Source organism: Mesorhizobium sp. M0751 (assembly GCF_040320265.1).
In the GTDB taxonomy this organism is placed as follows: Bacteria; Pseudomonadota; Alphaproteobacteria; order Rhizobiales; family Rhizobiaceae; genus Mesorhizobium.
The window spans coordinates 37,568-63,677 of the sequence record NZ_JAMYPH010000022.1 but is presented as its reverse complement, the minus strand read 5'-3'; the positions used below and the strand labels follow the sequence as shown (position 1 = coordinate 63,677).

The following is a 26,110-nucleotide window of genomic DNA, read 5'->3' as shown; positions in this document are numbered from 1 at the left end:
TGCTGCGCAGACATCACCATGCTGCGGTTCACGCGCAAATGCTTCTCGTAATTACCTCATGCAGCGGCTTCTGGTCGCCAACCTCGAGTGTTTTCGAATCGCGCTTTCAGCGATGCAGGCTTGGGCTACCTGGCCGAGGCGACCCTGCCGTCAGGACGGCTAAGTCCTGGCCCTTGAAACGCCCCGCTATTTCGCCAGGAATGTTTAACGCGCTATTAGATTATTCTATTGATTCGATAGCGGCTTGGCGGCATTGTCAGGTCCATGACAAAGGTGTCGTGGCCAAACGCTGCGCAGGTATATCGCGCTTTAGGAGGGTTTCCGGCGCGCGGGAGCTACTTGTGCCGTTGCCCAGTACCAAGTCACGGGCAAGGGAAAGGCGACCGCCATCCCTCCCTCTCTGTTCGTGACGGGGATTATCGTCTTATGCTGTACTGCTTTGCAGGCTGCGATCCCGTCGACATCGAGACCGCCATTGCGGACCTGGATTTGTCGAAGCGCGCGGCCGAGCCTCTGCGTCGTGTTCGTCCGGCGGCGCCCAAAACCACAGCAGCGGACGCGCTCGCGCTCTGGTCGAGAGCGATTGCGCTCGCCGGCACGCACGGCGAAGCTTATCTTGCCTCTCGCCGTCTGCCGGCGACGTTGCCAACTTTGCGCTTTCTGCCGGGTTATCGGTTGGGAAAGAACCGCTTTCCCGCGCTGGTGGCTGCTCTGCAGGCCCCAGACCGTTCGATCTGTTCGGTGCAGCTCACCCTCTTGCACCCGACACGACCAGAAAAGGCGGCGCTGGACGAGCCACGCCGCATCATCGGCCCGAGCCGGGGCTTTGCCTTGCGGCTCGCCCCAGCGGCCGACGTCCTTGGTATTGCCGAAGGCTATGAGACCGGCCATGCCGTAATGCTGCGATACGGCTTGCCCGTCTGGTGCTCACTGGGAGCACCACGTTTGCCATTTCTTCAGCTGCCCGAATGCGTACAGCGGATCGTCGTCTTCGCCGATCCGGACAAGCCCGGCGTCAGCGCGGCCGAACGCGTTCGCGAAGCCAACCCTGAGCGCCAGGTCCTCATTCACAGACCGCCCGACGACCGGGATTTCGCGAAGCTGTGGGAGGACGATCCGACTCCCGAGACCCTACCCTTGGATCTTCTGCTGCGCGAAACACTCGGCGCAGACACCTGAACCGGGCCAACTTGCCATCAACTTTGATCACAAATTTGGCACCACTTGTTCTGGCGAAGGGTGCCTTCGAGCATCTAGAACCGGCACCCAGGTACGCGCCTATCTCTACTCGACACCCAACCCTTGGCTTCAGAAGACCGGCGCCGAAGTCTTCCGTCAGAGGATACTGTCGACCACTCGGTGAAGGCGCTAACCCGCCTCGCTGCACAGTCGCTCAAGGAGAACTCACAAACGCCAAAAGCGGAGGAAGGGAATTTTACAAGCCGCCAAAAATACGCAATTCGCTTTCTCTATAGATTTTATATACATAACTATTCTGTCCCCTTGTCGCGGCTGCGGCCCGCAGTTTCAAGGAGAGGGACAGGACCAAATGACCAGACCCGCAATCGTCGGATTTTCCGGCAGTTTCAGTTCTCCTTCCCGCACGCGCGCTTTGGTCGAAGAGATAGCGAGGCGGACGGCGCAGCAATATGAGAGAAGCTTCGAGGTCATACATATTGGCCAGTTCCTGCCTTCGCTCGGCGCCGCGCACCGCCTCTCCGATCTGGACACGAAGGCAAGGAGACTTGTTGACCATCTCCTGCAAGCCGAAGCACTGATCGTCGCAAGCCCGGTCTACAAAGGTAGTTACGCTGGCCTCTTCAAGCATTTCATCGATCTGCTGGAGCCCACCGCCTTCATAGGCAAACCGGTACTTCTGGCCGCGACCGGCGGCGGAGACCGACACGCGTTGATTGTCGAGCATCAGCTACGGCCGCTCTTCGGGTTCTTCGAGGCACGAACGCTGGCGACAGGGATCTATGCTTCAGAGCGCGACTTCGTCGACCAAACCTCCGTCTCCCCGACACTGGCCGATCGGCTCGATCGTGCGATCGGGCAATTCGCGCCCTATCTGGCGTCGCGAACTCGAGACCAGTTGGTTTCGGATTCCGACGCGCCTCAGGCGGACATTGCTATCGCCCGCGGGCAGTGGCGCGCTTCGAACCGGGTTTCTAACGCAAATCTCGGCTGAAGCGCCTCCTCCAGCCCTGTCTGGGTCTTCGAGAAATCGTCAGCCGCCGCCACAAACTCAATCCGCCTGGAGACTACCCATGACCAAGCCTGCTTTCATTGATGCAACCATTCCGGAAGCCGATGTTGCTCCCCTCACAGCACGCGTCGGCGCAGAGATCAGCAACGTTCGTCTATCCGGTGATCTACCCCATGCTGTTGTGGCGGCGATCAACCAGCTTCTGCTGCGCCATAAGGTCGTGTTCTTCCGCGACCAGGGGCACCTTGACGATGCCGAGCAGGAGCGTTTCGCCCAGCGGCTCGGCGATTTGGTTGCGCATCCGACCCAAGGGGCAATCGTCGGCACGGCCTCAATCCTCGAACTCGATTCAAGTCGCGGCGGCGGGCGCGCCGATCAGTGGCACACCGACGTTACGTTCGTCGACGGCTATCCAAAATTCTCGGTCCTGCGCGGCGTGGTCATTCCTTCGGCCGGTGGCGACACGATCTGGTCGAATACCGCCGCCGCCTATGAGACTTTGCCGCCAACGCTCAAGCGCCTCGCCGACGATCTTTGGGCGGTCCACAGCAACGCCTACGACTACGCGGCGGTGCGACCGCGGGCGACAGAGGCGGAAACAAAACACTTCGACGAGGTGTTTACTTCTACGATCTACGAGACCGAACACCCGGTTGTGCGGGTTCATCCGGAGACCGGTGAGCGCACCCTCCTACTCGGCAATTTCGTGCAGCGGTTCGTCGGCCTGTCCAGAAGCGACTTCCACCGAGTCTACGAGTTGTTCCAATCCTACGTTACCGCACCGGAGAACACCGTTCGCTGGCGTTGGCAGCAGGGTGATGTGGCGATCTGGGACAACCGCGCCACGCAGCACTACGCCGTCAACGACTACGGCGATCAGCGCCGGGTCGTCCACCGCGCCACTGTCGACGGTGACGTGCCGGTCGCGGTCGACGGACGACGCAGCGTCTCCCGCACCAAGGCAGCCAAGCCGGGGAGGATCAAGGCGGCCTGAACACGAGGGGACGTCTCTTCAACTGATGCGACAAGAGGGAATTTGATAATGCCCAGACAGATCAAGCTTGGCGCCTTCCTGCCCGGCGGCGGCCAGCATATCGCCGCCTGGCGCCATCCAGACGCGCCGGCCGACGGCGCCACCAATTTCGAGTTCCACAAGCAACTGGCGCTGACCGCCGAGCGGGGCCTGTTCGATGCCTATTTCCTGGCCGATAATCTGACGGTCGGCCTTGGCGCCCGTGAAGGCGGCAACGGCAAGATCGCCGGCTTCGAGCCGGTGACGCTGTTTGCAGCGCTGGCGCCGCTGACCACGCATCTCGGCTTCATCGCCACCGCCTCCACCACCTATGAAGAGCCCTACACGCTGGCGCGCAAATTCGCCTCGCTCGACCTATTGTCGAACGGCCGCGCCGGCTGGAATGTGGTGACGTCGGCCGGCGACGAAACCGCGCGCAATTTCAACCGCGACGTCCAGCCCAACCATGCCGAGCGCTATGCGCGGGCGCATGAGCATGTCGAGACCGTCAAGGCGCTGTGGGACAGCTGGGAGGATGACGCCTTCATCCGCGACAAGCAGTCGGGCCGCTTCTACGACAAGGACAGACTGCACGACATCGACCACAAGGGCGAGCATTTCAGCGTCAAGGGTCCGCTCAACGTGCCCCGCCCGGTGCAGGGACATCCGGTTGTCGTACAAGCCGGGCAGTCCGAGGATGGACGCCGGCTTGCCGCGCACTCGGCCGAGGTGATCTTCACCGCTCATCAGAAGCTCGAGACGGCGCAGGAATTCTACCGCGACATCAAGGCGCGCGTGGCGGCTGTCGGTCGCGATCCCGACCAGGTGCTGATCATGCCAGGCGTGGCGCCCTTCGTCGGCCGCACAACGGAAGAAGCACGCGCCAAGTATCAGCAGCTCAACGACCTCATCCTGCCCGAGGACGGTGTTGCGCTGCTCAACGGACTTGCCGGCCAGACGCTCGACATCCGTGGCTACCCGCTCGACGGCCCGCTGCCGCCGAGCAAGGAAACTGAAGGCATGAAGAGCCGTCAGGCGCTGATCCGCCAGATTGCCGACGAGCACAACTTCACCATCCGCCAGCTCTACCAGTGGGTGGCGACGGCGCGAGGCCACTACACAGTCATCGGCAGCGCCACCCAGGTCGCCGACCAGCTGGAAGAATGGTTCACCAGCGAGGCGGCCGACGGCTTCAACATCCTGCCGCCCTGGCTGCCCGGTGCGCTCGACGATTTCGTCGACCTGGTCATTCCCGAACTGCAACGGCGCGGCTTGTTCCGCACGGCGTATGAAGGCCGCACCCTGCGCGAGAATCTCGGCCTCAGGCGGCCGGAAAATCCATGGACCGTCGCCCGCTCGACCGTCCTTGCCGCCGAATGATCCTCGTAGCTGAAGGGATGACGCCATGACATTGCAGCACATCGATCGGCCGATCACGATCCGCGCCAGTCGCAGCGAGACAGAGCTCGGCCACGACTTTCTCCGCCTCGGCGGCAGGGCGGCTGTCCGCTTCCTGTCGCGCTACGGTGTGCTTGTCGGTTTCCTGGCGCTCTGGCAGGTGGCGAGCAGCGTCGGATGGGTCAACGCGGCGGTGCTGCCGCCGATCGACATGATCATCACCGCGCTCTGGAAGGGGCTTGCCGGCGGCAGCCTGCTCGGCGACATCGCCATCAGCCTGCAGCGCGCCGGCATTGCCTTTGCGGCAGCAGTTGCGGTCGCCATCCCGCTCGGCCTGTTCATGGGCCAGGTGCGTCCGGTCGAAACAGCGCTCGATCCGATCCTGCAAGTATTTCGGCAGACTTCGGCGCTGGCGCTTTACCCGGTGTTCATCCTGCTCTTGGGGCTGGGCGAAACCTCGAAGATCTTCGTCATCTTCTGGGCAACGCTGTTTCCGCTGCTGCTCAACACCACCAGCGGCGTCAAGGAAGTCGATCCCAAGCTGCTCGAAATGGCCCGTGTCTACGGCGCGAGCCGGCTCACCGTGTTTCGCCGCGTCGTGCTGCCGGGCGCCGTGCCGTCGATCTTCGTCGGTCTGCGGCTGAGCGCCACCACCGCGCTGCTGCTCCTGATCGCGTCCGAGATGATCGGCGCAAACAAGGGCATCGGCTTCCAGGTGATGAACGCGCAGTACAATTTCCAGATCCCGCTGATGTTTGCGGCAATCGTCATCCTCGCCGGGCTTGGCCTGATCGCCAACCAGGCGCTGGTCGCGCTGCAGCGGCGTCTCTGCCGCTGGAGCAATCCAGTCAACTGAGCAGCTCCCAACTCAACCCAGGCCTCTCTCAAAATCAGGAAAGACCGGATCATGAAAATCACCCGCCGTTCCCTGCTTGCCGGCGCACCGCTTGCCGCCGGCCTCATCGCCGCCGGCCTGCCGCGGCTCGCCTTTGCCGAAACCGCACCGGTGAAATTCCGCTACCTCGCCAGCCGCGGCAGCATTTCTCCGCATGAGCTGGGCGACGAGCTCGGTTACTACAAGGGGCTCGGCATCGAGCTGGAGAATGTCGGCTACGCCGGCGGCGGACCGGAATCGCTGTTTGCGCTGTCCTCCGGCAGCGTCGACATCGGTTCGGCCGCCACCGCGGCGGTGATCAATTCGATCTCGGGCGGCAACGACTTCGTCGCCGCCTATCCGAGCAACGGCATCAACAAGGATGTGAAGAGCGTCTTCTATGTGCTGGAAGACAGCCCGATCAAATCGATCGCCGACATTGCCGGCAAGACCATCTCGGTCAACACGCTCGGCGCTCATCTCGACTATACGGTGCGCGAGGCCCTGCACAGCGTCGGCTTGCCTCCGACTGCGGCCAACCTCATTGTCGTGCCCGGGCCGCAACTGGAACAGACCTTGCGGTCGCGCCAGGTCGACATAGCCGGGCTCGGCTATTGGCAGGCAACCTTTGCCGGCGCACTTGTCGCGAATGGCGGCGTGCGCGGCGTGTTCGACGACACCCAGGTGCTTGGCGAACTCGCCGGCGGTTTCGTCGTGCTCAGGCGCGACTTCATTGCCGCCAATCCGGATGCGGCGCGCAACTTCGTCGAACAGTCGGCGCGCGCTTCAGACTGGTCGCGCCAGAACCCGAACGAAGCCCGCAAGGTGCTGGCCAATATCCTCAACAAGCGCGGCGAAAACGGCGATCTCGCCCGCTACTGGACCGGCTTCGGTCTGCGTGAAGGTGCGCACGCGACCGACCGGGACATCGAATTCTGGGTGGCCGTACTGGAACGTGACGGCCGCCTGGCCAAGGGAAAGCTGAAGGCCGCCGACGTCCTGTATCGGCGCGGCGAAACCAAGACCAATTGAGCCCTGAAATAGCTGAGAGATGAGATGACCGGTTCCAACCGTGGCGGAGAGGTCTCGATCCGCGACCTCTCCAAATCCTTCAGCCTCGGCGGGCGCCGGCTTGCCGTGCTGCGGACGCTCAACCTCGACATTCGTTCGGGGGAATGCCTGGTTATCGTCGGCGCCAGCGGCTCGGGCAAGACCACGTTGCTGCGCATTCTGGCCGGGCTGGAGGCTGCCGACAGCGGCGCCGTCGCGATCGACGGCCAGCCGGTACATGGCGTCGGCGCCGAGCGCGCGGTGATCTTCCAGGAGCCGCGGCTGCTGCCCTGGCTGACCGTACTCGGCAATGTGGCCTTCGGTCTCGAGGTGCGGGGCGTCGCGAAGGCGGACGCCGAGGAGAAGGCCCGCTTCTACATCGCGCTCGTCGGTCTCGCCGAATTCGCCGACGCCTTTCCCCGGCAGCTTTCCGGCGGCATGGCCCAGCGCGTCGGCATTGCCCGCGCACTCACTGTCCAGCCCGAGATCCTTCTGCTCGACGAGCCGCTGGGGGCGCTCGACGCCATGACCAAGATCGGCATGCAGGAGGAACTCGCCCGCATCTGGAGAGAGGAGAACGTCACCATGGTCATGGTCACCCATGATCTGGAAGAGGCGATCTACCTTGCCGACCGGGTGCTGATCCTGCCCAGGGAGAAGGGCGGCGCGGCGCGGCTGATCGACGTCGACCTGCCTCGCCCGCGCGACCGCAGCGAAACCAGGTTCGTGCGCTACCGTGAAGAGTTGCTGCGCGAGTTTGGCCTGCACTGACGGAAGTGAACGGATTAGCCCATCTCTATTGGCCGGTGTGGTAACCCCGCAGGATGGGCAAGAAAAACCGCTGAGGAATGCTCAAGCGCGATCGGTCCTACGCATGAAAAGACGATATCTCGACGCTTTGAGCCCATATGCGATAGCTCTGGAATAGTAGGGCGCAGGAAGCCCCTCCCCTTACGCGCCAAACAGCCGCCGGTCCCAGTAGACAGGCTGATGGAGACGCGTCTGGATACTTGAAAACTCCGGATGCGCTGGATTGATCAGCACATTGCTATTGAGACGCGCCACGACGCTCGGCACCAGCAGGATGACGCTGCGCCGTTCTAAACACCAGGTTTCGCCAAATCCCTTGCTTACCGTCGCCGGCATCGTGTCCCAGCCGGGCAGTGACGGCTGCGAAAAAACCTCGTAGCTCAGTCCGCGCGGGATTGTGATTTCGAGGTAGTGCTGGTTGGGCGGCAGTCTGCCGCTGCCATGCACCAGCTTTTCCAGGAGGGCCGTCGAATAGTGCTCGCTGGTGTAGATGATAGGACTTCCGGGCGTGTTCCATCGCCCTGGTGCGACTGTCGAGCCTGTCGCGTCGAAGATCGGGTAGGTGCCGGCCGGATCGCCGACACGAAAGGACGATAGGGTGCGATCGAGAGTCTGCGCCTTCACGCAGCACTGCCATACTTCAGACCTCCGAGGATATCGACCACCATTTCGGCGCCGAACTCGCTGAGGATAACAATGTCGATCGGTCGCTTGTCCTCAATCATCGGATGCGGCCGAAACAAGAAATCGCGTGCTTCCTCTTCGTTCTGCCAGACATCGACAGCAAGCCCCCAGACCCGCGCCACACGGGCCAATCGTGTGCCCTCATCCGACGACAGGCGATGCGCCGTCTTGCGCCGCTCGTAGGTTGCCTTGGGGATCAGCCGGTATTTGAACTGAGCATCTCCCGGGGCAACGAGATGGGCAACGCGCTCGACCACCCCAATGGGAAGTCCATTCTCGATCCGGGAGATCAGCCCGAAAGGCGACCGCGCCGCCACCTCCTTAGCAGGCAGCCCCAACACGTCGGCTACATTTCCGAACGCCAGCATTCCACTCTCCATTCATGTGAGGCACAATATAGCCTCACATGATGCGCCCTGCAAGTCCCTGCGTCAGCGCGAACCGATCCGATCACCCTGCGATCCTTGCTGCCACGCGTTAGCTTTGGCGCCCGCCAGCAGCATCAGTCCCACCGACACCTCGCCTGCGTAGCCCTGCGAAAAGCGCTAAGGCGGCGAGTGCGAACCGCCTTGGTCGCGAATGATTGACACCAGGAAAAACGCGTTTCCGCCAGCGCTGAACAAGGAAACCCGGAAGAAAGAATGGCCGGGCTCGGATACGGCCCGGCCAAAGAAGGTTAAAGCCTTCAGGGAGGAACACCGTCCGGTGGAAATGGGAGGAGACCATCGAACGATTTTACCTGTTTGATCTTATTTCAACGCCTTGGCGACGAATAGGATTCCAAAGATCATATAAAACGGCACAAATTCGTGCGCCACATTACAGAACGTCACAAGCGCGCGGTTCCGGTCTTGAGAGGTCACCATAGTGGCGTAGCTTCGTCGGATCGTCCGGCACGAGGACATGACCGCGTGCTCTTCATGCACGCCATCGATGAAACAGTCTAAGTCGAGGACCGGATTGTCATCATGCTTCACCATCCCAGGCGAATCACGCCGCGGACGGCTACATCGCCGCCACAGCCGCTGCTTGCGGCTCTATGGTCGCCTACCTGAAACATCAGCCCATTCGAGTCTGCTGGGTTAACCACTGTCAATCCATGGGAAGCATCGTTGAACCCAATGGGTTGAACGAAACATCGGTTCAATGATTTAATCATAAGGCGAACAATCTTAAGTCGGATGGCACCTTATGAGTGACTTTGCTGTTCTGGGTCGCACGGTTGGCCCCCAGCACCCGGAAATTCAGACGCTCTTGCGTCAGGCGCGGGATCAGCAGGCTCGCGTCTTGTGTTTGTGTCGGCATCCCGGGGTGCCGATGTACATCGCCGCCGTCGGCGAGGAATTGATCATCAAGCGCATGCCGAACACCGGCAAGGACCATGCGGTCGACTGTGATCGCTATGAACTGCCTCTTGCACTGTCGGGAAAGGCGGAGATCCTGGGTCAAGCAATCATCGAGGATCCTGCATCGGAGGCGGCGCGGCTGAAGCTGGCCTTCGCACTGACACAAGGCAAGGCGCGACAGGGATCATCCGGCGAGGGGACTTCCCACCATACTGTGAAGGCCGATCCGAAGAAGCTCACGCTGCGAGGCTTGCTCGACTATCTCTGGGAAGAGGCGGAGCTGACATTGATGGCACCCGGCTTTGTGGGAAAAAGAAATTGGGGGTTGGTCCGGAAATTTCTTTGGGGCGCGGCCGATGCGAAGTCGAGCCAGAAGTTCCAGTTGCGCGAGCTGCTGTTTATGCCGGCAATGTACTCCCCTGAGCACAAGGATCGCCTGGCAGCGGATCGGGAGCGGGCTTTCGCGGCGGCAGCCAAGGCGAAGCACAAGAAGATCGTGATCGGCATTGTGAAATCGCTCGATCCTGCCCGGTTTGGCGGCAAGCTGTCGATCAAGCATATGCCCGACGCGCAGCTCTTCATGGATGAGAAAATGTTCAGGGCAGTGCCGAAGCGCTTTGCAGCAGAATTCGACCTGTGGCGACTTCACGAAAATTCGCGCCTGATCACCATCGCAACGGTCATGCAGATGCCGTCCGGCATTCTGGCGATCGACGAAATCGGCTTTATGAACGTGACGGAGAGTTGGATTCCGTTTCAGCACAACGACGAAAAGGAATTGATCGAGGTCTTGACCGGGGAGCATCGGCGGTTTGTGAAAACGTTGCGCTACAACGTCGTGCCGGCGGTGCCGATGGCTTTCGGTCTTCTGACTGATGCTGACCAGCAGGGAACCGCGCTTTTTGTCGTACCGCACGATGCTAACGAGGCGGTACGGGCGGAATTCGACCATCTGATTTCAAGCTGCGAGCTCGAGACTTGGCGCTGGGACGCAAGCGGCCCCCGGCCGGCGCTACCGGGCAAACAGCAGCGGCTTTCGCCTCCGCCCGGCAGGCAGGCTTTGGAATATCGACCGAACAACTGAAAAGCCGAAGCGCCTGCGAGGCTGCAGCTGTAATTGGATGCAGCAAGGACATAAAAATCGTGAACAAGCGAAAGACAAGATGACGGCAATGATTCGATGCGGTTGGCGAGGGTCCGTGAGCGCGACGAAGCCCGGACGACGGCTGGCGCACCCGTAGGGGCAGCCTACGTCTGAGCTTGCGTCTGGCGCCCGCGTTTGCGCTGGAAGCGATCGTTGATCGGGGCCGTGACCAGGGAGTGCGAAAAGGAGAAAGCGATGCTGAAGAAATTCGACATGGATCCGGGAACGGGCATTGTCATCGCAACAGTCCTCATTTTGGTGCTGTCCGGCGCCCGGCTTTTGAACCAGTGGGACAGTCTATCGTTTTGGCGAGAGCCGGGGCTGGTCGCGGCTATTGTTCTCGGATTGATTTCGGCGATTGCGCTTGCCGTCGCGTTCGTGGTCCGGCGATGGCCTCAGCAGAATGTACAGTATGATCCAACGCGCCGGGGACCGGTTATCGATTTGCAGGCGGATTCGAAGACTGACCAGCCTGGTTAGATGCGTTTCGGATATCGCGGAGGATGATGGCATTCGGATCGGGCACGTCGGCAAACTGCCACAGGCCAAGGTGCTGCTTTTTAGCGACCTCCTGCGCGACGATATAGGGAGCATGGACCGGAGCGCCGTTCGGAGTGACGGCCGCGAACGCCCAGCCGGTCGAGATCAGCGCCGTGCCGAGATCGATGCGAGAACCGGCTGCGGATCCTGAAGTAGGCTGCGCGACGCAAACGACGAAGCGCGTTTTGGTCGCGGCCTGCCAAGCGGCCGTGTAGCATTGAGGTTTGAGATCCCGGATGAGAGACACGAGCATTGCAAGGCTTGCCTCGCCGCAATCGACATGCCCCCCTGCCGCATTTGTGAAATATGTGCCTCGCAGGCAGGCTTGAACGCCGTAGAGACGGTGGGTCTCACCGGCATAGGTCCAGGTGTCGCCGGTGCTGAACGATGCTGTAGCGGGGATCGAAAACCAGGGATTGGGTTTGTCCTCGGCCAGTGCCGGAACACTGGCGAGGACGGCCGCGAGAATGGCGGCGGCGGCGAAGCCAGGTTTCATTATTGATACCTGCTCAGATTGAACCAGAACCGTTGTTTGCCGTCGGTCGTTGTGAGATCGAGATAGTTTGGCTCCGTCCTCTGCTCGCGCCGCGTCACAGCCGATGTTGGACGCGCACCGTAACTTGAGCCTCTCGGGTAAGTGCTCCAAGAGGCATTCGTCGCATTCCGCGCAGCACAGAAAGCGCCGTTATTGTCGGGCTTGTAGACGGTTTGTGAGCGAGAGCTGTTGTCGCTTCCGCTCGATTCCGTCTCGGGCGAGACGGCGATCGTGCCGTCCGGGCAGGGTTTGAATTTCTCATATCCGATACGACCGGAACTACCGGCCTCGGGGCATTGGGGCCAGGGCTCCCCATGCGCGACCATCCGGAAAGCGCGCTCGACCGGAGGCACACATTCCCCGACGCTCGCCCAACCCTGCGGGTTGAGGATGCACAGCAAGACCTTGCAGCCAAAATCATCAGCATGGGCCGGCGCCGCGGACAAAGCCGCCAAGGTTGGCAAAAACGCAACAACGGGAAGAACCTTGCTCATTTTCATTGTGTCTGCCTCAATTTCGCGATTGCAGTTCATCGAGTCATTGTATTAATTCAGCATTCCAGAATCGGCAACGGCGCAGGATTATTTTAATGATTCGATCCCGCAAAACGGTACTTGCAGCGGGTGCGATCCTGGTGACGTGCCAAGCGGCGTCTGCACAGGAAGCTTCGCAAAGATTCCAGGACCGCGTTACGGCTCCCGCCACCAGCGTTAATGCTGCCGTCGACGTGAATGGCCGGGTGATGCCGGCGTACCAGGTTGAAAGCCAGGGCGTGCAGCGGGTCGGTGCGCCGGGCGACGCTGACAGCGCACCCACAACTGTGACGTCGGCCAAGGCTGACAACCCCTGCCCCGGCGTCGCTGCGCTGTCGAAGGAAGAAGGACAGCGGATCGTCGAAACGGTCGCGCGCCAGCAAGGCTTTGCTCCGCCGCTCGTCTTCGCGGTTGCCCGGGCCGAAAGCCGCTTCAATACCGGTGCGCTATCGCCCAAAGGGGCCTATGGCCTGATGCAGCTTCTGCCGTCCACGGCGGCAAGCTACGGGGTCAATATCTGCGATCCCGCGGATAATGTGAAAGGTGGAATCGGCTTTTTGCGGGATCTGCATCGCAAATTTCCGAACCCGATATACATGCTCGCCGCCTACAATGCGGGCGAGGTCGCGGTTCTCAAATATAAGGGCGTCCCGCCCTACTCCGAGACGGTTGGCTACGTCGCCAACGTCATCAACGATTTCTACCAATGGCCATCGGTCGGGTCTGAGGCGGTGATGCCCGTAGGGGCGGTAAGCCTTGACCTGGCCGGCGTTCAACAGGCTGCGGCCGGCGCAGCTGATCAACGAAATGATCCGACATCCCGCACCAACTCCCGCAATGGCAGCACAATGTCGTCTCGCGAAGCGACGGCGCCGGTCTGGCAGGGCGGGATGGTACAAAACTTTGACTGAGGAGAAGCTTTGATGACCTTGTGGAAGATGATTGCTGCACGCAGCGCTGGTGTGGCGATGCCGCTCATGCTCTTGGCAACGCAGGCGATGGCTGGGGGCGGAAATCTCCAGCCGGTGCAAAGCACGCTGCAGACGTTGGTGCAGACCTTGACCGGTCCGATCGCGACGGCCTTGGCCGTTCTTTTCTGCATTTTCATGGGCTTCATGGCCTGGGCGGCACGCCTGTCATGGTTTGTGGCCGGAAGCTGGGTCTTGGGTATCGTGCTGGTCTTCGGCTCGGCTCAGATCGTCGAATTCTTTCAATCCGCGGTCGGCAGGTGATCGGCATGGCAGATGGCCGGATCGATCCTGGCGAGCCCAAATTGTTGATCACTCCGCTGGTCAAGGGCTTGACCCGAGCGCCGACGGTGCTCGGTATCCCCTACGAGCTTGCGGGGTTCATCGGCGTGCTGACCGCTGTCGTGTTCCTTGCAACCCATAATCTGGTCATGCTCTCTATCTGCGTGCCGCTCTATGCGGTTGCCAGGATCGCGATCATGCGCGATCCCATGTTCATCGAGATCATGTTCATCCGTTCACGCAAGACGCCGCCCCGAAGCGCCAGCTTCTGGGGTGCGCGCAGTTATCGGGTGTGACCGTGGCGATCGCGCGGGCTCTTCGCGATGAACTGAGTTTCGGGGCCGTGTCTCGTCGGGAGAATCCGGTTTCGGCCCATATACCCTATTCGCGGCATGTGTCCGACGAGGTGATCAAGACGCAGGACGGCATGTTGATGTCCTTCGTTCACATGAGCGGACTGTGCTTCGAGACGATCGATATCGCCGAGATCAATTCGCGCCTGCTCGGCCGCAACGATCTCATTCGGGGGTTGGCGAATTCCCGCTATGCGATCTACTCGCATATCGTGCGCCGCGAGGTGAAGCCCGCGATCGAGTCGAGCTTCGAAAACAAGTTCTGCCAAGAGCTGGACCAGCGCTATACGGCGGCCCTGCGCACCCAGCGCATGTTTGTGAATGATATCTACCTGACCATCGTGCGGCGCGAGCTGCAAGGCACGGTCGGGACGGCGGATCTCGTGATCCGCAAGCTTTTGGGACGAAGGGCTGCGGACGGTCGCTCTTCGAGCGAGGAGCGGGCGCTGATCGAACTCACGGACGTGATGAAAGCCGTCAAAGAGAGCCTGCAGGCTTATGGCGCGCGGGTTCTCACCGTCGTCAAGCGCAGTGACGTTTGGCATTCCGAGCCGCTGGAATTCCTGGTGCTGCTCGTCAATGGCGGATTTCCGCGGCCGATGGCCCTGCCGCGCATGAAACTCGCGGAGGCGCTAGCGACAAAGCGGCTGTTCTTCGGCCCGAATGCGCTGGAAATTCGCGGGGCGTTCCCTGGCGAAACGCGATACGGGGCCATCATTTCGGTAGGCGAGTACCCCTCCATCACGGGACCGGGGATGCTCAACCCCATGCTGAAGGTGCCGCACGAATTCATCGTCACGCAATCCTTCGCCATCATCGACAAGCCCCAGGCACTGACCCAGATGGAGCGGGTCGGGCGCAAGATCGACATGTCGGATGAAGCCGGCTCGATCGTGGCCGATCAACTTGGTGAAGCGCGCGATGAGCTTCTCTCCTCGGAAGCGCTCTATGGCTTGCATCATCTGACGGTGCTGTGCCTCGGGAAAACCATGGACGACGTGGCGCGCTGTGTGACCGACGTCGGCACGGCGCTGACCGAGGTGTCCGCCCTGTGGGTTCGCGAGGACCTGAATTGTGAACCTGCGTTCTGGGCCACCCTGCCCGGCAATTTCGCCTATGTGGCGCGCAAGTCGATGATCTCATCGAAGAACATGGCGGGCTTCTCCGCCTTTCATAACTATCCGAGCGGCCGGACTGGCGGGGTGCATTGGGGAACGCCGATAAGCGTCCTCGAGACGACGTCGCAAACGGCCTACTTCTTCAACTTCCATGTTCGAGACCTCGGCAACTTCACTCTGAACGGCCCCTCGGGCTCGGGCAAGACGGTGCTGCTCGGCTTTCTCGCGGCACAGGCGCAGCGCATCACGCCGCGCCCCAAGCTGGTGATGATCGACAAGGACCGTGGCCTGGATATCTTCGTGCGGTCGCTTGGCGGCCGCTATGAGGTTTTGAAGGCCGGCGAGCCTTCCGGCTTCAATCCGTTGCGCCTGCCCGATACGCCGCGCAACCGGGAATTTCTCTTCCAGCTTTTCAGCTTCATGCTGCGTCGATCCGACGGACACGCCCACTCGACGCGCGAGGAGCAAGTCATCCGCAACGCGATCGCCCAGGTGGCGAGCGCGCCGCCGGAAGGTCGAACCATGGAGGAGTTCGCCGAGCTGTTGCGCGGTGCGATGCGCGCCGGCGATGACGATCTCTATTCGCGCTTGCAGCCATGGATGAGGCCCGATCAGCGCGGTTGGTTGTTCAACAACGCGGAAGACTCGTTTTCGATGTCGTCCATTTTCGGCTTCGACATGACGAGCGTGTTGAGCGACACAACGACCAGCACGGCAGCCTTGCTCTATATCTTCCATCGCATCGAGGAGCTGCTTGACGGGCAACCGGTCATGATCTTCCTCGATGAGGGCTGGAAGCTGCTGGACAATGATATTTTCAGCTACTTCATCAAGGACAAGCTGAAAACCATTCGTAAGCTGAATGGCATCGTTGGCTTCGGCACGCAGTCAGCGGCGGACATCGTGAAGTCATCGATCGCCAACACGCTGATCGAACAGACGCCGACCAATATTTTTTTCCCCAACCCGAAGGCCGACGAGGAATCGCACAGGGCGTTCGGGCTGTCGGAGCGCGAGATCAAATGGATCCGCGAAACCCCGCCCGAAGCCCGCAAATTCCTGATCAAGCATGATCAGGACAGCGTCATTGCGCGCCTCAATCTGGGCGCGATGCCTGACGCGATCAAGATCCTCTCCGGTCGAATTGAGACGGTTCAGGAGCTCGACGCGCTGCGCGCGCGCGTCGGCGACGATCCGCAGGTTTGGTTGCCAATCTTTCTTGGGAGGGACCCGGAATGAAGACCATTATGGGCGCGACGGCCGCCCTTGTGACGATTTTCGCGGGATCGACGGCCATGGCGGCCGTGCCGGTTTCTGACAGCCCTATTCTGTCGCAGCGGAGCGAGGACAAGGCCGACAAGGTTCAGATCAAGCTCATCCAGGAGGACACGAAGTCCGCCACGCAGGGCGTCAATTGCTCGGTAACGACACCCAAAAAGGCGCAGAACGTGAAGAGCCCGAAGGCTTCGGTCGATCCGGCGAGTGGCCAGGCGTCCTTGGAACAGGCCAATCCGGACATCAAGGGCTCTTCGGCGTTCGCCTCGACCGGGTCGGGATCGGGCGCTGTCGGCGGCAATGCCGGCGAAAGGGGCCAGTTGGATATCACTGGTCAGGTTCTCGGGGGCATGAATGGCAGCATGTCAACGGTGGCCCCCAATAGGCAGTCCTTTGAGACCATGGGTCAGGATATCGGGACTGACAAAACGGTCATGGAAGCCTTCGACCGCAACAGCGCAATCCGCGCCCAAGGCGGGCTGACCTTCAACGAGGTGATCCAGGCGACAGGGTTCTTCGCCCAAGCTTTCAACGTGCGAAACATTGGCACTGCCACACTGACAAGTCGGGGATCCTCCGGCCTGGTGGTGCCCACTCCCGCGTCCCCGCCGCCTGGTTCGGGTGGCTCGACAAGCTGTCCGGGGGCTACGAGCGGCGGCGGCACGGCCGGCAACCTGTGCTGCCCGTCGACGGACGGCGCATGCACTGCGCCGCGCACGACCGACACGGTTGAAAACGTCTCGCCCGTGCTTTCGCAAATCCAACGGGACGCGAACAGCGCTCCCGTGACAATGACGACCGACGAACTGATGTCGGCCATCAAGCAATATCAGGCTCAATAGGAGAAAGCGCTATGCGTGGAATTCCGTTAACAGCGGCACTCTTGCTTGGCTTGGGCGGCATCGCCTTTGCGCAGGTGCCTACGATCGACGAGGCCAATCTGGAGCAGGCACGCCAGATTGCGTCGGCCACGAGCAAGATCCTCAACACCGACCGCAACATCATGAACTATACGCAAAAGACGCTGCAGGCCGTCACCGGCGACCGGTCGAGCCAGGCCGGCCAGCTCGCGCAGATGGCTTTGGGCAATGGCGGCTTCTCCATGGGGGAGGCGCCTTCGCTTGGTAGCGTGATCTCGGGCGGCTCGTTGTCGTTCGCCGGCCTCGGCAATGGATCGCAGGGCATCGTTTCGAACATGATCAATGGCTTGCAGCTGGTGAAAACCATTTCGGGCCTGATCAATGGCCAGACGACGCAGATGGATAAGAACTACAGCGCCCTGGTGAACGTCGCGGCCACTGTTACCGGGCTGGTGGACTCCTCGCAAAATGGGGTGAAGACCCGTTCCAGCGCTTTTCAGTCGGGCGCTCAACGGATCGGCACGGCGCAGGACATCAAGGGCTCGATCGATCAGAACAGCCAGATCATGGTGCAAACGGGTCTGACCGTGAACGAGCTGATCGGCGCGGTGAACACCGCTACGGCGGCCGCCAACCAGGAAAACATCGATCGTATGAACCTGATCACCCAGGCCTCGCGGGGGCTCGAGTACAAATCCGGCCAATGACGGTGCGCTTTCTTCTATCAGCGGCCGCCATCATTGGCGCTGTCGCGACCTCCGGGTGCGGCCACAAGCCGCTCAAGGCTCCATGCTCGCGCGACGAGGGACCGATGCAGCCGATGGCGTTCGCGGCGCCTGAACCAAGAACAGAAACGAAGAAGCCATTCGAGTGCGGTCCGATGCAGGCACTCAATAGTGATCCATCTCTGTTTCCAGGGGGGACGGCGAAAAAATGAACTTCAATATCACGACGCTTCTGCAGCAGGTCGACAAGTTCGGCAATAACTATGTATCGCAAGCCTACCAGAACCTCGCGTCGGCCCTGACCGGCGGCGGCCAGGTGGGTGTCGCCGGCCTGGTGCTGACGCTGTACGTGATATTCTGGGCCATGGGCATCTGGCAGGGAACCTCGACCGGATCGGGAAAAGAGATGGTCTGGCGGCTGTTCCGCGCCTTCGTGATCTACGCTCTGGCGACGAGCTGGGGGGACTTTCAAACATATGCCTATTCGTTCGCGAATGAGACACCTTCCGCGATCGGGAACAGCCTTCTCACGAGCGTTTCGGCCAATGTGACCGGGACATCGGCCGGGCTGAACTCCGTCAATTCCGTGCAGACGGCGCTGCAAAATATCTGGGATTCGCTCGCCAATTCCACGTCCGCCTTTATCAAGAGCCTTGGGGTGTTGAACTTCGGCGGCTACGTGCTGGCGGCGATCATCCTTGTCGTCGGCGCGCTGCTCATCGGCTATGCGATCTTCCTCATCATCCTGTCGAAGATCTTTCTTTGGCTTTTGCTGGCGCTCGCCCCAGTGTTCATCATTCTTATGCTGTTCGGCTATACGACCCGGTTCTTCGGCGGCTGGATAACCGCGATCGTGCAGTACATGAGCGTGCAAATTCTGGTCTACGCCTTCTGTGCCTTCTTCATCTCGATCACCCAGACCTATTTCGACGCGGTCAACCGGTCGAATGGTGCTGCGACAACGACCTTGACCGAAGCCGCGCCGCTGATCCTGATCTGCCTCGTCGGCGTGCTGCTGCTGTCGCAAATCACCAACGTTGCCGCCTCGCTCGCGGGCGGAATTGGTATTGGAACGCCTTCGTTTGGGCGCTTCTACGGCGGCGCCTTCGCAGCGATGGGCCAAGCCGGTCAGCGCAGGCTGATGGGACGCTTGGGCTGGAGCACGCGGCAGGAACGCCTGGCGGGTCGCGAGCGGGCGCGCGTGAGCCTCGCACAGAGAAGGTATGAGGATTCAGCGGAATATGCACGGCTTTCCCGAAAGCTGACGGATCCCGCATAGGTTTGGGGCACCAATGAGTGATGTGAAGGAAATCGCTGGGCGACCGGCTAAGGAAACCGAGTCTCCCTTGCCCTACTACGTGGATGCGGCAATCTGGGAAAAAGATATCGCGCGGCGCAATCGCTGGTCGCGATCTCTGGCGTGGTGTGTGGCAAGCGTCGCCTCGGTCATTGCCGTTGCAGCGGTGGGCGCGCTGATCCTTGCGCTGCCGCTCAAGACTTATGAGCCCTACATGGTGGTGGTTGACAAATCCACCGGGTTTGTCGAGGTCAAGCGGCCGCTGGCCGACGGGCCTTTGCAGCAGGACGAGTCGATGGGGATGTTCGATATCGTCCGTTATGTGAAGGCTCGCGAGACCTACGATCCGAAGGCGCTGAAGGACAACTTCGATCTCGCGCAATTGCTGAGCGCCGGCGATGCCTCGAGGGAGCTCGTCGAGCTTTTCAGCCCGGCAAACAAGGTGACGAACCCGGTCGTGCTCTATGGGCGAAACACCGTCGTGGCGGTGACCGTGAAGTCCGTGACATTTCCCAACCAAAGGACCGCCCTGGTCCGGTTCATGACGGAAGAAAAGAGCCAGGCGAACACCGTGCAGCGGCATTGGGTGTCGTTGATCCGGTTCCGCTACACCGGCGTGCCGGCCAAAAACGAGATCCGCTTTCAAAATCCGCTCGGCTTCCAGGTGCTCGAATATCGGCGCGATCAGGAGACGGCGCCGGCACCCACCGCGGAGACACCGCAATGAAGGTCGCCGGCATCCTGATGGCAATCGGGCTCGGCGTTTGCGCGGTTCAGCCGGCCCTTGCCGAACAGACCCCTCGGGCGGGATCTCGTGACAGTCGCATTCGCTTCGTCTGGTATCAAAAGGACGATGTGGTGTCGGTGCCGGCCAGCTATGGCGCCTCGACCATGATCGAATTCGGCGATGACGAGAAAATCGAAACCCTCGGCGCTGGCGACGTCCCGGCCTGGAGCATCGAGCCCAACAAGAAGGGCAATGTGCTCTTTGTGAAGCCGATCGAGAAGAATGCGGGCGGGAATCTCAATGTCCTGACCAACAAGCGCAGCTATGTGTTCTTCCTCAACGGCGAGTTTCGGCCGGTTGCGCAACAAGTCTATGCGATCAAGTTCCGCTATCCCGAAGAGGTGTCGGACGCGGCGCTGATGGACGAAGCCCAGGCCCGGGCGGCACAGCCGAACCGGCAGGGTTTCAAGGCCGAAAACGCCAACTCGTCCTATGCCTATAAGGGGTCGTCGGCAAATAAGCCGCTCGTGATCTACGACGACGGCGTGAAGACCTGGTTCCGCTTCGATCCGGCAAGGGAAGTGCCGGCGATCTATGTCGTCGACAGCGAGCGCAATGAGACGCTTGTAAATTATCGCCGCGAGGGCGCGTACATCGTCGTCGACAAGGTCAATTACCAATGGACGCTGCGCAATGGCAACGAAGCAACCTGCGTCTTCAATCTGAGACTGAACAATGTGAACGAACCGACCGGGCTCGAACCTTACGAGCCGCAGCGTGTCGGGGGTGGGACTGTTCGGAAAGTGAGGGGGCCTGATGCCATCTCCCAATGAGTACAGAATGCTCGCCGAGGAAGGAACAGTGGTCGCCCCGCCAAAATTCGGGGCGAGCACATTCTTCAAGATCGTGGTGCCGCTAGGTGCGGTGGTCTTCGCCGGCTGGATGATCTATGCGGCGACGCGTGCGCCAGACAAGCCGCTGTTGACGGCGTCGGATGGCGAGGAGTTTCACACCACACAGTTTCCCGCACCTGGGCTCGATACGCCGCGTCCCCAGCTTGATAACGGCACCCTGAAAATCCCGACGGCTCCCGAGGAGCCGCCGGCGACGCCGGCACAGCCGCCGTCGACGGTCGAGGCTCCGCCTCCCCCTCCACCAGCCTTGCAACCGCCTGCAGCTCCACCACAGGTGCAGGATGATTCCGAGGCCCGTCGTCTGGCTGAGGAAGAACGGCGCAGGCAAGAAGAAGAGGAGCGCCGCAAATGGGAGCGCTTGCGCGCCAAGCAGCTCGTCGTCGATAGCGGCGATGCGCCTGGCAGTGCATCAGCGCTCGGCGGCAATGGAGCGGATGCAGCGGCGGCCGTAAATGCGGGCGAGGGCGAGGGCGAGGAGGACCCCAATCGGCGTTTTTTGGCAAGGGCGAGCCAGAGCGGAGCGGATACATCGAAAGCCACGATGAACCCGCGCACGGACGCTCTGGTCGCCCAAGGGACGATGATCAAGGGCGTACTCGAGACCGCGATCCAGAGCGATCTTGCCGGTATGGTTCGGGCCGTCGTGTCGGAGGATGTGTGGTCGTTCGACGGTCGCAGGGTTTTGATCCCCGCTGGCTCCCGCCTTATCGGTGAATATCGCAGTGGTCTCGCAACCGGCCAAACGCGGGTGTTCATAGTGTGGACACGCCTGCTTCGATCGGACGGCATGTCGGTGCAGCTCGGCTCGACCGGCACCGACGAGCTCGGTCGCAGCGGCATGCCGGGCGAGGTCGACAACCATTATTTCGAGCGGTTCGGCTCGGCGATCCTTCTAAGTGTCGTGGGCGGTGCGACGCAATTCATCGCCAACCTTGGCAACGACCAGAATGGGTCGAACACCAACCAGGCCTACACGGACCCGCAGACCGGACAGACGGTGACAATCCAGACGCAGCCCAACCAATACTTGCAGAGCGCGCGCCAGATCGGCGCGCAACAGATTTCGCAAAGCCTCAACCGCATTGCCGAAGAGGCGCTTCGAAATTCAATCAACATCGCGCCCACGATCCATGTCGATCAGGGGTCGCGCATCATGGTGTTCGTCCGCCGGGACCTCGATTTTTCCGAGTTCTATCCGGACCCGGTGCGCGAGGCGTTGACGGAGATACGACGTGAGCGGGCCGCAAAGAACCGTCTTTCTAAATAAGGCGCTGGAGCCGGTGCGGCGCTGGCTCGACGACGATCGCGTGGTCGAAATCTGTGCAAACGGGCCTGGACTTGTGTGGGTCGAAATTGTTGGCTCGACACATATGGAGCCCTTCGACGTCCCCGAGCTCGACCGCGCCGCGATCACTTACCTCATGGAACGTATAGCGGCATCATCCTCGCAATCGATCAGCGAGGAAAATCCCTTGCTTTCGGCCGCCCTCCCCGGCGGCGAACGCTTCCAGGGCGTGCTTGCGCCGGCAACGCCGACAGGAGGCGCCTTCGCGATCCGCAAGCAGGTCGTGAAGGATATGCGCCTTGACGATTACCGGAAGCGGGGGTCGTTCGATGCGATCTCCGTCCAGGATCCCGGCGAATTGAGCGAGACCGACAGCGCCCTTTGCGAATATCTCGACGCCGGCAAGATCGAGGATTTCCTCCGCCTGGCCGTGCGGGAACGGTATTCGATCTTGCTTTCAGGAGGCACATCGTCGGGCAAAACGACGTTTCTGAACGCGATTTTGCACGAGGTGCCTTCGGATGAGCGAATCCTCACCATTGAGGATACGCGAGAGGTTAAACCACACCAGCCCAACTATCTGCCCCTCGTCGCATCAAAGGGCGACCAGGGCCTGGCGCACGTGACCGTTGAAACGCTGCTGCAAGCCGCCATGCGGTTGCGGCCGGATCGAATCTTCCTGGGCGAGATCCGGGGAGCGGAAGCCTATTCGTTCTTGCGCGCCGTCAACACAGGTCATCCCGGATCGATCACGACGATCCATGCGGACAGCCCGACCGGTGCGTTTGAGCAGCTAGCATTGATGGTCATGCAGGCTGGGCTCGGGCTGAGCAAGGCAGAAATCATCGATTACGTGCGGTCGGTCCTGCCGATTGTGATCCAACAAACGCGCCGGGGCGGCTGGCGCGGAACTTCGGCGATCTGGTTCAACCGCATGACCGAATGGAGAGCCGCCAGAAAGGTTCCCCAGAATGTCTCGCGTATTCGCTTATAGGCTTCTCCTCGGCCTCATCGGCCTCGCCGCCTTCTTTGCCCTTTGGAGCCTGGCCTACGAGCTGGTGGCGACATGGCGGTGGAATCCCGCGCTGCCCTCTGAAGGCGCCTCGCGCTGGGGGCTTCTAAAATACCAGAACGCGCAACGCAGCCTAAGCGGCCTGTTCGTTGCCTGGCAGCATTTCAGCCAGCGCCTGGCCTATCATCCCACGCAGGGCGAGACGATCATCCGGGGCGCGATCGCGGTCGCGGTTGTCGTGGCGATCGGCGTCGGCCTGATCTTTGCAAGCCTGATCAACCGCAAGCCAAAGCACTACGGCAATGCGCGGTTCGGCACGATCATGGACGCCGAAAGGAAAAACCTGCTGGCAAAGCAAGGCTTGATCCTCGGCAAGATGGGTGGGGCGACGATCCGCTCGGACGAGCCCGCGCACGTCTTGGTGGTCGGGCCGACCCGATCCGGCAAGGGCGTCAGCTTTGTCATTCCGAACGGTTACATGTGGCGAGGATCCTCGGTGTGGTTCGATCCGAAGCGGGAGAACTTCGACGCGTTCGGTGCGCACCGGCAGGCTCTCGGCGATAAGGTCTTTTTCTTTTCGCCCGGCGAGCAGGATTCGCATCGCTATAATCCGCTGGATTTCATCCGGCGCGATGCGCGCATGCCGACGGACTGCGCGGTGGTCTCCTCCTTCATCATCCCCGAGGCGACAGGAAGTTCCGAGATCTGGGCGCGCGCCGGCCGGCAGCTGCTTTCGGCCATGATCGGCTATGTGCTGACGTCACCACGCTATGAGGGGCAGCGTCATTTGCGCGCCGTCGCGATGCTTCTTTCGACCGGCGTGGATTTTCTCAGAGTGCTGACGAATATCCGCAATGAAGAGGAAAAATATCTGCCTTCGTGGGTCGTGCACGGGCTCAACCAGTTCATTGCGCTGGAAAAGGAAACGCGAAACTCGGCCTACTTCAACCTGACGGCGGCTCTCAACCCCTGGACCAATGATCTCGTTGCAGCCGCTACGGCGTCGACCGATTTCGATATCTCGAAGTTTCGCAAGGACCCGACGGCTCTCTTCATCGGCTGCTCGGTGGCGCAGCTCGATGTGTTCCGGCCCATCATCAAACTCCTGGTTCAGCAAATCCATGATGTGCTGATGGCTTCCTCGCCAGGCCCGGACGAGCCCTATCAGGTCCTGGTGATGATCGACGAGTTTCGCCAGCTCGGCAAAATGGAGTCCATCGTTTCCAAGCTGGCGATCAACGCGGGCTATGGCTTTCGCATGGTCCTGATCCTGCAGGATCTTGCCCAGCTTGACGAAGTCTATGGAAAAGCGACGCGGCACACCACGGTGACCGCGTGTCAGGTGAAGCTTTTCATCCGCATGAACGACGTGGAGACCTCGGAACATGTCTCTGTAATGCTGGGACCGACCACGATCGAGGTGCCCACCCCGATCATCAGGGCTGGTCAAGGTATATTTGGGGCCCGAGACAAGAGTTTAAGTTATCAGGAAAGGCCGTTCCGGACGGCGGCGGAGCTTCGGCAAATGCCGGCGAAGCAGGCCGTGGTTCTGGGCTCGAGCCCCCCTGGTTTCATGGTGCGCAAGATCACCTATTATAAGGACGCTCCCTATAAGGCGACCTATCAGGAATTTCGCCACCGGCGCTTGAAGGTTCCGCCTCTCTCACGATGGCAGGATCTTCCGCTGCGCTCCATGGCGGAGGTCGAAGCGGCGGCTAACAACGCGCCGGCGGCCCCTTTCGAGCTGGGGGAACCTGATACCGTCGAAGCGTCGGCTTCGGGCGATACAGCCTATGCCGATGCGGTGCCGCGTGCGACTGCGGCTGAAAGGGCTGATCCCATCGCGTTAAAGCCGAAAGTAAAGAGCGACAGCGCGGACGCACCACAGGTGCTGCTAAGCTCAGGCCTTTCAACGGGCGGTGAGGCTGAAGCAAAGAGCGAGGTCGCCGCTGAAGTTCCGGAGTTGAAGCCGAAGCGGGCCGATCAGACGGCTGATGATGCGCCGCGGCCGCTTCCCACGCTTGGCCGGCGATCGGCGCCGGCAGCGTCAAAGACGTCCGACCCGAGTGCGTCTGAAGGCAAGGCGAGTGTCTTGCAATTCCAAGTCCGGCCGGGAAACAAGTCCACGTCGATCGCCGCGCTGCTCGCATCGCTCGATCAGGAAGTGGAGGCCGGCGCTCGTTCCCTGTCACCGTCAGTGGATAGCGGAGATGTCGACGGGCTACCGTCAGCCGCTCTTGAGGCGCTGCAGGATCAAATTAGACGTCACGGCGATCGCTAGGACGTGAAATTCAGTTGAATACAAATGAGCGATTTGTGCCTTCGGTGCCTATGTCGAGTGAGAACAAGACGAAGCGTCTCTAATCCGATGGCGGGCGCATCGAACCGTTTCGTTGCGCCTCCCGGTTCTTGGTGGGGACGTGAGTTGATTGCTGGTCCGTAAAACGCGATTGATTTTCACTCTACCCAACATGTATCAAAATCGATACAGTGCACCCCGATGAAGGTGATTGAATGGCTTGGAAGCAGCCGGGCGGATGTTCGAGCGTTTCCTGACGATGCGCGGATAGAGGCCGGCTGGCAGCTCGAACTTGTCCAGCGCGGCGACGATCCCGACGACTGGAAACCTATGCAGATCGTGGGGGCCGGCGTCAGGGAAATCAGGGTTCGGGAGGCATCGGGAGCGTTTCGCGTCATCTATCTGGCGACCCTAGAGGACCGCGTTTTGGTGCTTCATGCGTTCCAGAAGAAGGCACAGGCCACATCCAAGAAAGACCTCGATCTGGCGGCTCAACGGCTAAAACGATGGAAGGCAGAACGATGAACGTAGAAATCTATGAGAACGTCTGGGATGCCCTGGCGGACACCGAACAGGAGGCAGCAAACCTTAAAGCGCGCTCGGCGCTGCTCTACGAAATCCGTAAGGCAGTCCAGCGTTGGGGCATTCCCCAGGAGGAAGCCGCCAAGCGGCTCGGCCTGACGCGCCCTCGTATCAATGATCTGCTGCGCGGTAAGCTCGCCAAGTTCTCGCTTGACGCGCTCGTCAACATCGCCGCCTCCGCTCACCTGGATATAGAAATCCGGGTGAAGGAGGTTGCATAATCACGAGATGTCTAATCCTCGTCTTTCCTCGGAGTACATCCGCGTTTGGACGCGAGC

Annotated in this window: 27 protein-coding genes; 24 read left to right on the top strand and 3 right to left on the bottom strand. The window is 61.0% G+C overall.

Annotated features, from left to right (window positions below):
- Nucleotides 1-426 precede the first annotated feature (426 nt).
- From NKI19_RS27070 to NKI19_RS27040, 7 genes are all read left to right on the top strand, one after another.
- Entirely contained in the window at nt 427-1,179 is a 753-nt protein-coding gene (locus NKI19_RS27070) for a DUF7146 domain-containing protein (RefSeq protein ID WP_352567020.1), read from the top strand.
- Between the two features lie 370 nt (nt 1,180-1,549).
- Nucleotides 1,550-2,191: an FMN reductase gene (gene msuE, locus NKI19_RS27065; protein ID WP_352567022.1), complete on the top strand. Its 642-nt coding sequence runs from the start codon at nt 1,550-1,552 to the stop codon at nt 2,189-2,191.
- A 79-nt stretch (nt 2,192-2,270) separates the two neighbouring features.
- Entirely contained in the window at nt 2,271-3,203 is a 933-nt protein-coding gene (locus tag NKI19_RS27060; RefSeq protein ID WP_352567024.1) for a TauD/TfdA dioxygenase family protein, read from the top strand.
- Nucleotides 3,204-3,251: 48 nt separating this feature from the next.
- Entirely contained in the window at nt 3,252-4,601 is a 1,350-nt protein-coding gene (locus tag NKI19_RS27055) for an LLM class flavin-dependent oxidoreductase (RefSeq protein WP_352567026.1), read from the top strand.
- Between the two features lie 25 nt (nt 4,602-4,626).
- Complete coding sequence (locus NKI19_RS27050) at nt 4,627-5,475, top strand: ABC transporter permease (protein ID WP_352567027.1); 849 nt, start codon at nt 4,627-4,629, stop codon at nt 5,473-5,475.
- Between the two features lie 51 nt (nt 5,476-5,526).
- Nucleotides 5,527-6,525, top strand: a complete 999-nt coding sequence (locus NKI19_RS27045; RefSeq protein WP_352567029.1) for an ABC transporter substrate-binding protein — start codon at nt 5,527-5,529, stop codon at nt 6,523-6,525.
- Nucleotides 6,526-6,549: 24 nt separating this feature from the next.
- A complete protein-coding gene (locus NKI19_RS27040; RefSeq protein WP_352567031.1) occupies nt 6,550-7,314 on the top strand; it encodes an ABC transporter ATP-binding protein in 765 nt (254 codons plus the stop codon).
- Nucleotides 7,315-7,494: 180 nt separating this feature from the next.
- Here the strand turns inward: NKI19_RS27040 and NKI19_RS27035 are convergent, their stop codons facing one another.
- Nucleotides 7,495-7,977, bottom strand: coding sequence for an RES family NAD+ phosphorylase (locus NKI19_RS27035; RefSeq protein WP_352567033.1), 483 nt, complete (start codon nt 7,975-7,977; stop codon nt 7,495-7,497).
- The gene (locus NKI19_RS27030) at nt 7,974-8,405 is read right to left on the bottom strand and encodes an Xre family toxin-antitoxin system antitoxin (protein ID WP_023755433.1); all 432 of its coding nucleotides are present in this window, start codon (nt 8,403-8,405) and stop codon (nt 7,974-7,976) included. The genes NKI19_RS27035 and NKI19_RS27030 overlap by 4 nt, the downstream gene beginning before the upstream one ends.
- 823 nt (nt 8,406-9,228) lie before the next feature.
- Here NKI19_RS27030 and NKI19_RS27025 point away from each other — a divergent pair.
- Nucleotides 9,229-10,467, top strand: coding sequence for a DUF1173 family protein (locus NKI19_RS27025; protein WP_352567035.1), 1,239 nt, complete (start codon nt 9,229-9,231; stop codon nt 10,465-10,467).
- Between the two features lie 255 nt (nt 10,468-10,722).
- Entirely contained in the window at nt 10,723-11,007 is a 285-nt protein-coding gene (locus tag NKI19_RS27020; RefSeq protein ID WP_352567037.1) for a hypothetical protein, read from the top strand.
- Here the strand turns inward: NKI19_RS27020 and NKI19_RS27015 are convergent.
- The gene (locus NKI19_RS27015; protein ID WP_352567039.1) at nt 10,964-11,713 is read right to left on the bottom strand and encodes a thermonuclease family protein; all 750 of its coding nucleotides are present in this window, start codon (nt 11,711-11,713) and stop codon (nt 10,964-10,966) included. The genes NKI19_RS27020 and NKI19_RS27015 overlap by 44 nt on opposite strands.
- 203 nt (nt 11,714-11,916) lie before the next feature.
- Between NKI19_RS27015 and NKI19_RS27010 the strand changes: the two genes are divergently transcribed.
- The 15 genes from NKI19_RS27010 (at nt 11,917) to NKI19_RS26940 (ending at nt 26,053) form a co-directional block, all read left to right on the top strand.
- Complete coding sequence (locus NKI19_RS27010; RefSeq protein WP_352567040.1) at nt 11,917-12,192, top strand: hypothetical protein; 276 nt, start codon at nt 11,917-11,919, stop codon at nt 12,190-12,192.
- Entirely contained in the window at nt 12,192-13,046 is an 855-nt protein-coding gene (locus NKI19_RS27005; protein ID WP_352567042.1) for a lytic transglycosylase domain-containing protein, read from the top strand. Before NKI19_RS27010 ends, NKI19_RS27005 begins: the two co-directional genes overlap by 1 nt.
- A 12-nt stretch (nt 13,047-13,058) precedes the next feature.
- Nucleotides 13,059-13,367 (top strand): TrbC/VirB2 family type IV secretion system protein, encoded by a 309-nt coding sequence (locus NKI19_RS27000; RefSeq protein WP_352492028.1) that lies wholly within the window; start codon nt 13,059-13,061, stop codon nt 13,365-13,367.
- A 5-nt stretch (nt 13,368-13,372) separates the two neighbouring features.
- Nucleotides 13,373-13,681, top strand: coding sequence for a VirB3 family type IV secretion system protein (locus NKI19_RS26995; RefSeq protein WP_023819753.1), 309 nt, complete (start codon nt 13,373-13,375; stop codon nt 13,679-13,681).
- Nucleotides 13,682-13,683: 2 nt separating this feature from the next.
- Entirely contained in the window at nt 13,684-16,095 is a 2,412-nt protein-coding gene (locus NKI19_RS26990) for a VirB4 family type IV secretion/conjugal transfer ATPase (protein WP_352567078.1), read from the top strand.
- Nucleotides 16,092-16,973 (top strand): hypothetical protein, encoded by an 882-nt coding sequence (locus tag NKI19_RS26985; protein ID WP_352567044.1) that lies wholly within the window; start codon nt 16,092-16,094, stop codon nt 16,971-16,973. The genes NKI19_RS26990 and NKI19_RS26985 overlap by 4 nt, the downstream gene beginning before the upstream one ends.
- Before the next feature lie 11 nt (nt 16,974-16,984).
- Entirely contained in the window at nt 16,985-17,698 is a 714-nt protein-coding gene (locus tag NKI19_RS26980) for a type IV secretion system protein (RefSeq protein WP_352567046.1), read from the top strand.
- 334 nt (nt 17,699-18,032) lie between these two features.
- A complete protein-coding gene (locus NKI19_RS26975; RefSeq protein WP_352567048.1) occupies nt 18,033-18,995 on the top strand; it encodes a TrbL/VirB6 family protein in 963 nt (320 codons plus the stop codon).
- Between the two features lie 13 nt (nt 18,996-19,008).
- The gene (locus NKI19_RS26970) at nt 19,009-19,740 is read left to right on the top strand and encodes a VirB8 family type IV secretion system protein (protein WP_352567050.1); all 732 of its coding nucleotides are present in this window, start codon (nt 19,009-19,011) and stop codon (nt 19,738-19,740) included.
- The gene (gene virB9 / locus NKI19_RS26965) at nt 19,737-20,573 is read left to right on the top strand and encodes a P-type conjugative transfer protein VirB9 (protein ID WP_352549319.1); all 837 of its coding nucleotides are present in this window, start codon (nt 19,737-19,739) and stop codon (nt 20,571-20,573) included. Before NKI19_RS26970 ends, virB9 begins: the two co-directional genes overlap by 4 nt.
- Before the next feature lie 91 nt (nt 20,574-20,664).
- A complete protein-coding gene (gene virB10 / locus NKI19_RS26960) occupies nt 20,665-21,921 on the top strand; it encodes a type IV secretion system protein VirB10 (RefSeq protein WP_352567052.1) in 1,257 nt (418 codons plus the stop codon).
- A complete protein-coding gene (virB11, locus tag NKI19_RS26955) occupies nt 21,887-22,933 on the top strand; it encodes a P-type DNA transfer ATPase VirB11 (RefSeq protein ID WP_352567054.1) in 1,047 nt (348 codons plus the stop codon). Before virB10 ends, virB11 begins: the two co-directional genes overlap by 35 nt.
- Nucleotides 22,934-23,273: 340 nt before the next feature.
- Nucleotides 23,274-25,232, top strand: a complete 1,959-nt coding sequence (locus tag NKI19_RS26950; RefSeq protein WP_352567056.1) for a type IV secretory system conjugative DNA transfer family protein — start codon at nt 23,274-23,276, stop codon at nt 25,230-25,232.
- A gap of 219 nt (nt 25,233-25,451) precedes the next feature.
- A complete protein-coding gene (locus NKI19_RS26945) occupies nt 25,452-25,775 on the top strand; it encodes a type II toxin-antitoxin system RelE/ParE family toxin (protein ID WP_023819763.1) in 324 nt (107 codons plus the stop codon).
- Complete coding sequence (locus NKI19_RS26940; protein WP_006205593.1) at nt 25,772-26,053, top strand: helix-turn-helix domain-containing protein; 282 nt, start codon at nt 25,772-25,774, stop codon at nt 26,051-26,053. The genes NKI19_RS26945 and NKI19_RS26940 overlap by 4 nt, the downstream gene beginning before the upstream one ends.
- The last annotated feature ends 57 nt before the right edge of the window (nt 26,054-26,110 follow it).

What these genes read in the sequence shown, in the direction of transcription:
- NKI19_RS27070 (WP_352567020.1), top strand. Translation starts at nt 427, where the DNA reads ATGCTGTACTGCTTTGCAGGCTGCGATCCCGTCGACATCGAGACCGCC.
- msuE (WP_352567022.1), top strand. Translation starts at nt 1,550, where the DNA reads ATGACCAGACCCGCAATCGTCGGATTTTCCGGCAGTTTCAGTTCTCCT.
- NKI19_RS27060 (WP_352567024.1), top strand. Translation starts at nt 2,271, where the DNA reads ATGACCAAGCCTGCTTTCATTGATGCAACCATTCCGGAAGCCGATGTT.
- NKI19_RS27055 (WP_352567026.1), top strand. Translation starts at nt 3,252, where the DNA reads ATGCCCAGACAGATCAAGCTTGGCGCCTTCCTGCCCGGCGGCGGCCAG.
- NKI19_RS27050 (WP_352567027.1), top strand. Translation starts at nt 4,627, where the DNA reads ATGACATTGCAGCACATCGATCGGCCGATCACGATCCGCGCCAGTCGC.
- NKI19_RS27045 (WP_352567029.1), top strand. Translation starts at nt 5,527, where the DNA reads ATGAAAATCACCCGCCGTTCCCTGCTTGCCGGCGCACCGCTTGCCGCC.
- NKI19_RS27040 (WP_352567031.1), top strand. Translation starts at nt 6,550, where the DNA reads ATGACCGGTTCCAACCGTGGCGGAGAGGTCTCGATCCGCGACCTCTCC.
- NKI19_RS27030 (WP_023755433.1), bottom strand. Translation starts at nt 8,405, where the DNA reads ATGCTGGCGTTCGGAAATGTAGCCGACGTGTTGGGGCTGCCTGCTAAG.
- NKI19_RS27025 (WP_352567035.1), top strand. Translation starts at nt 9,229, where the DNA reads ATGAGTGACTTTGCTGTTCTGGGTCGCACGGTTGGCCCCCAGCACCCG.
- NKI19_RS27020 (WP_352567037.1), top strand. Translation starts at nt 10,723, where the DNA reads ATGCTGAAGAAATTCGACATGGATCCGGGAACGGGCATTGTCATCGCA.
- NKI19_RS27010 (WP_352567040.1), top strand. Translation starts at nt 11,917, where the DNA reads ATGCGCGACCATCCGGAAAGCGCGCTCGACCGGAGGCACACATTCCCC.
- NKI19_RS27005 (WP_352567042.1), top strand. Translation starts at nt 12,192, where the DNA reads ATGATTCGATCCCGCAAAACGGTACTTGCAGCGGGTGCGATCCTGGTG.
- NKI19_RS27000 (WP_352492028.1), top strand. Translation starts at nt 13,059, where the DNA reads ATGACCTTGTGGAAGATGATTGCTGCACGCAGCGCTGGTGTGGCGATG.
- NKI19_RS26995 (WP_023819753.1), top strand. Translation starts at nt 13,373, where the DNA reads ATGGCAGATGGCCGGATCGATCCTGGCGAGCCCAAATTGTTGATCACT.
- NKI19_RS26985 (WP_352567044.1), top strand. Translation starts at nt 16,092, where the DNA reads ATGAAGACCATTATGGGCGCGACGGCCGCCCTTGTGACGATTTTCGCG.
- NKI19_RS26980 (WP_352567046.1), top strand. Translation starts at nt 16,985, where the DNA reads ATGCGTGGAATTCCGTTAACAGCGGCACTCTTGCTTGGCTTGGGCGGC.
- NKI19_RS26970 (WP_352567050.1), top strand. Translation starts at nt 19,009, where the DNA reads ATGAGTGATGTGAAGGAAATCGCTGGGCGACCGGCTAAGGAAACCGAG.
- virB9 (WP_352549319.1), top strand. Translation starts at nt 19,737, where the DNA reads ATGAAGGTCGCCGGCATCCTGATGGCAATCGGGCTCGGCGTTTGCGCG.
- NKI19_RS26950 (WP_352567056.1), top strand. Translation starts at nt 23,274, where the DNA reads ATGGACGCCGAAAGGAAAAACCTGCTGGCAAAGCAAGGCTTGATCCTC.
- NKI19_RS26945 (WP_023819763.1), top strand. Translation starts at nt 25,452, where the DNA reads ATGAAGGTGATTGAATGGCTTGGAAGCAGCCGGGCGGATGTTCGAGCG.
- NKI19_RS26940 (WP_006205593.1), top strand. Translation starts at nt 25,772, where the DNA reads ATGAACGTAGAAATCTATGAGAACGTCTGGGATGCCCTGGCGGACACC.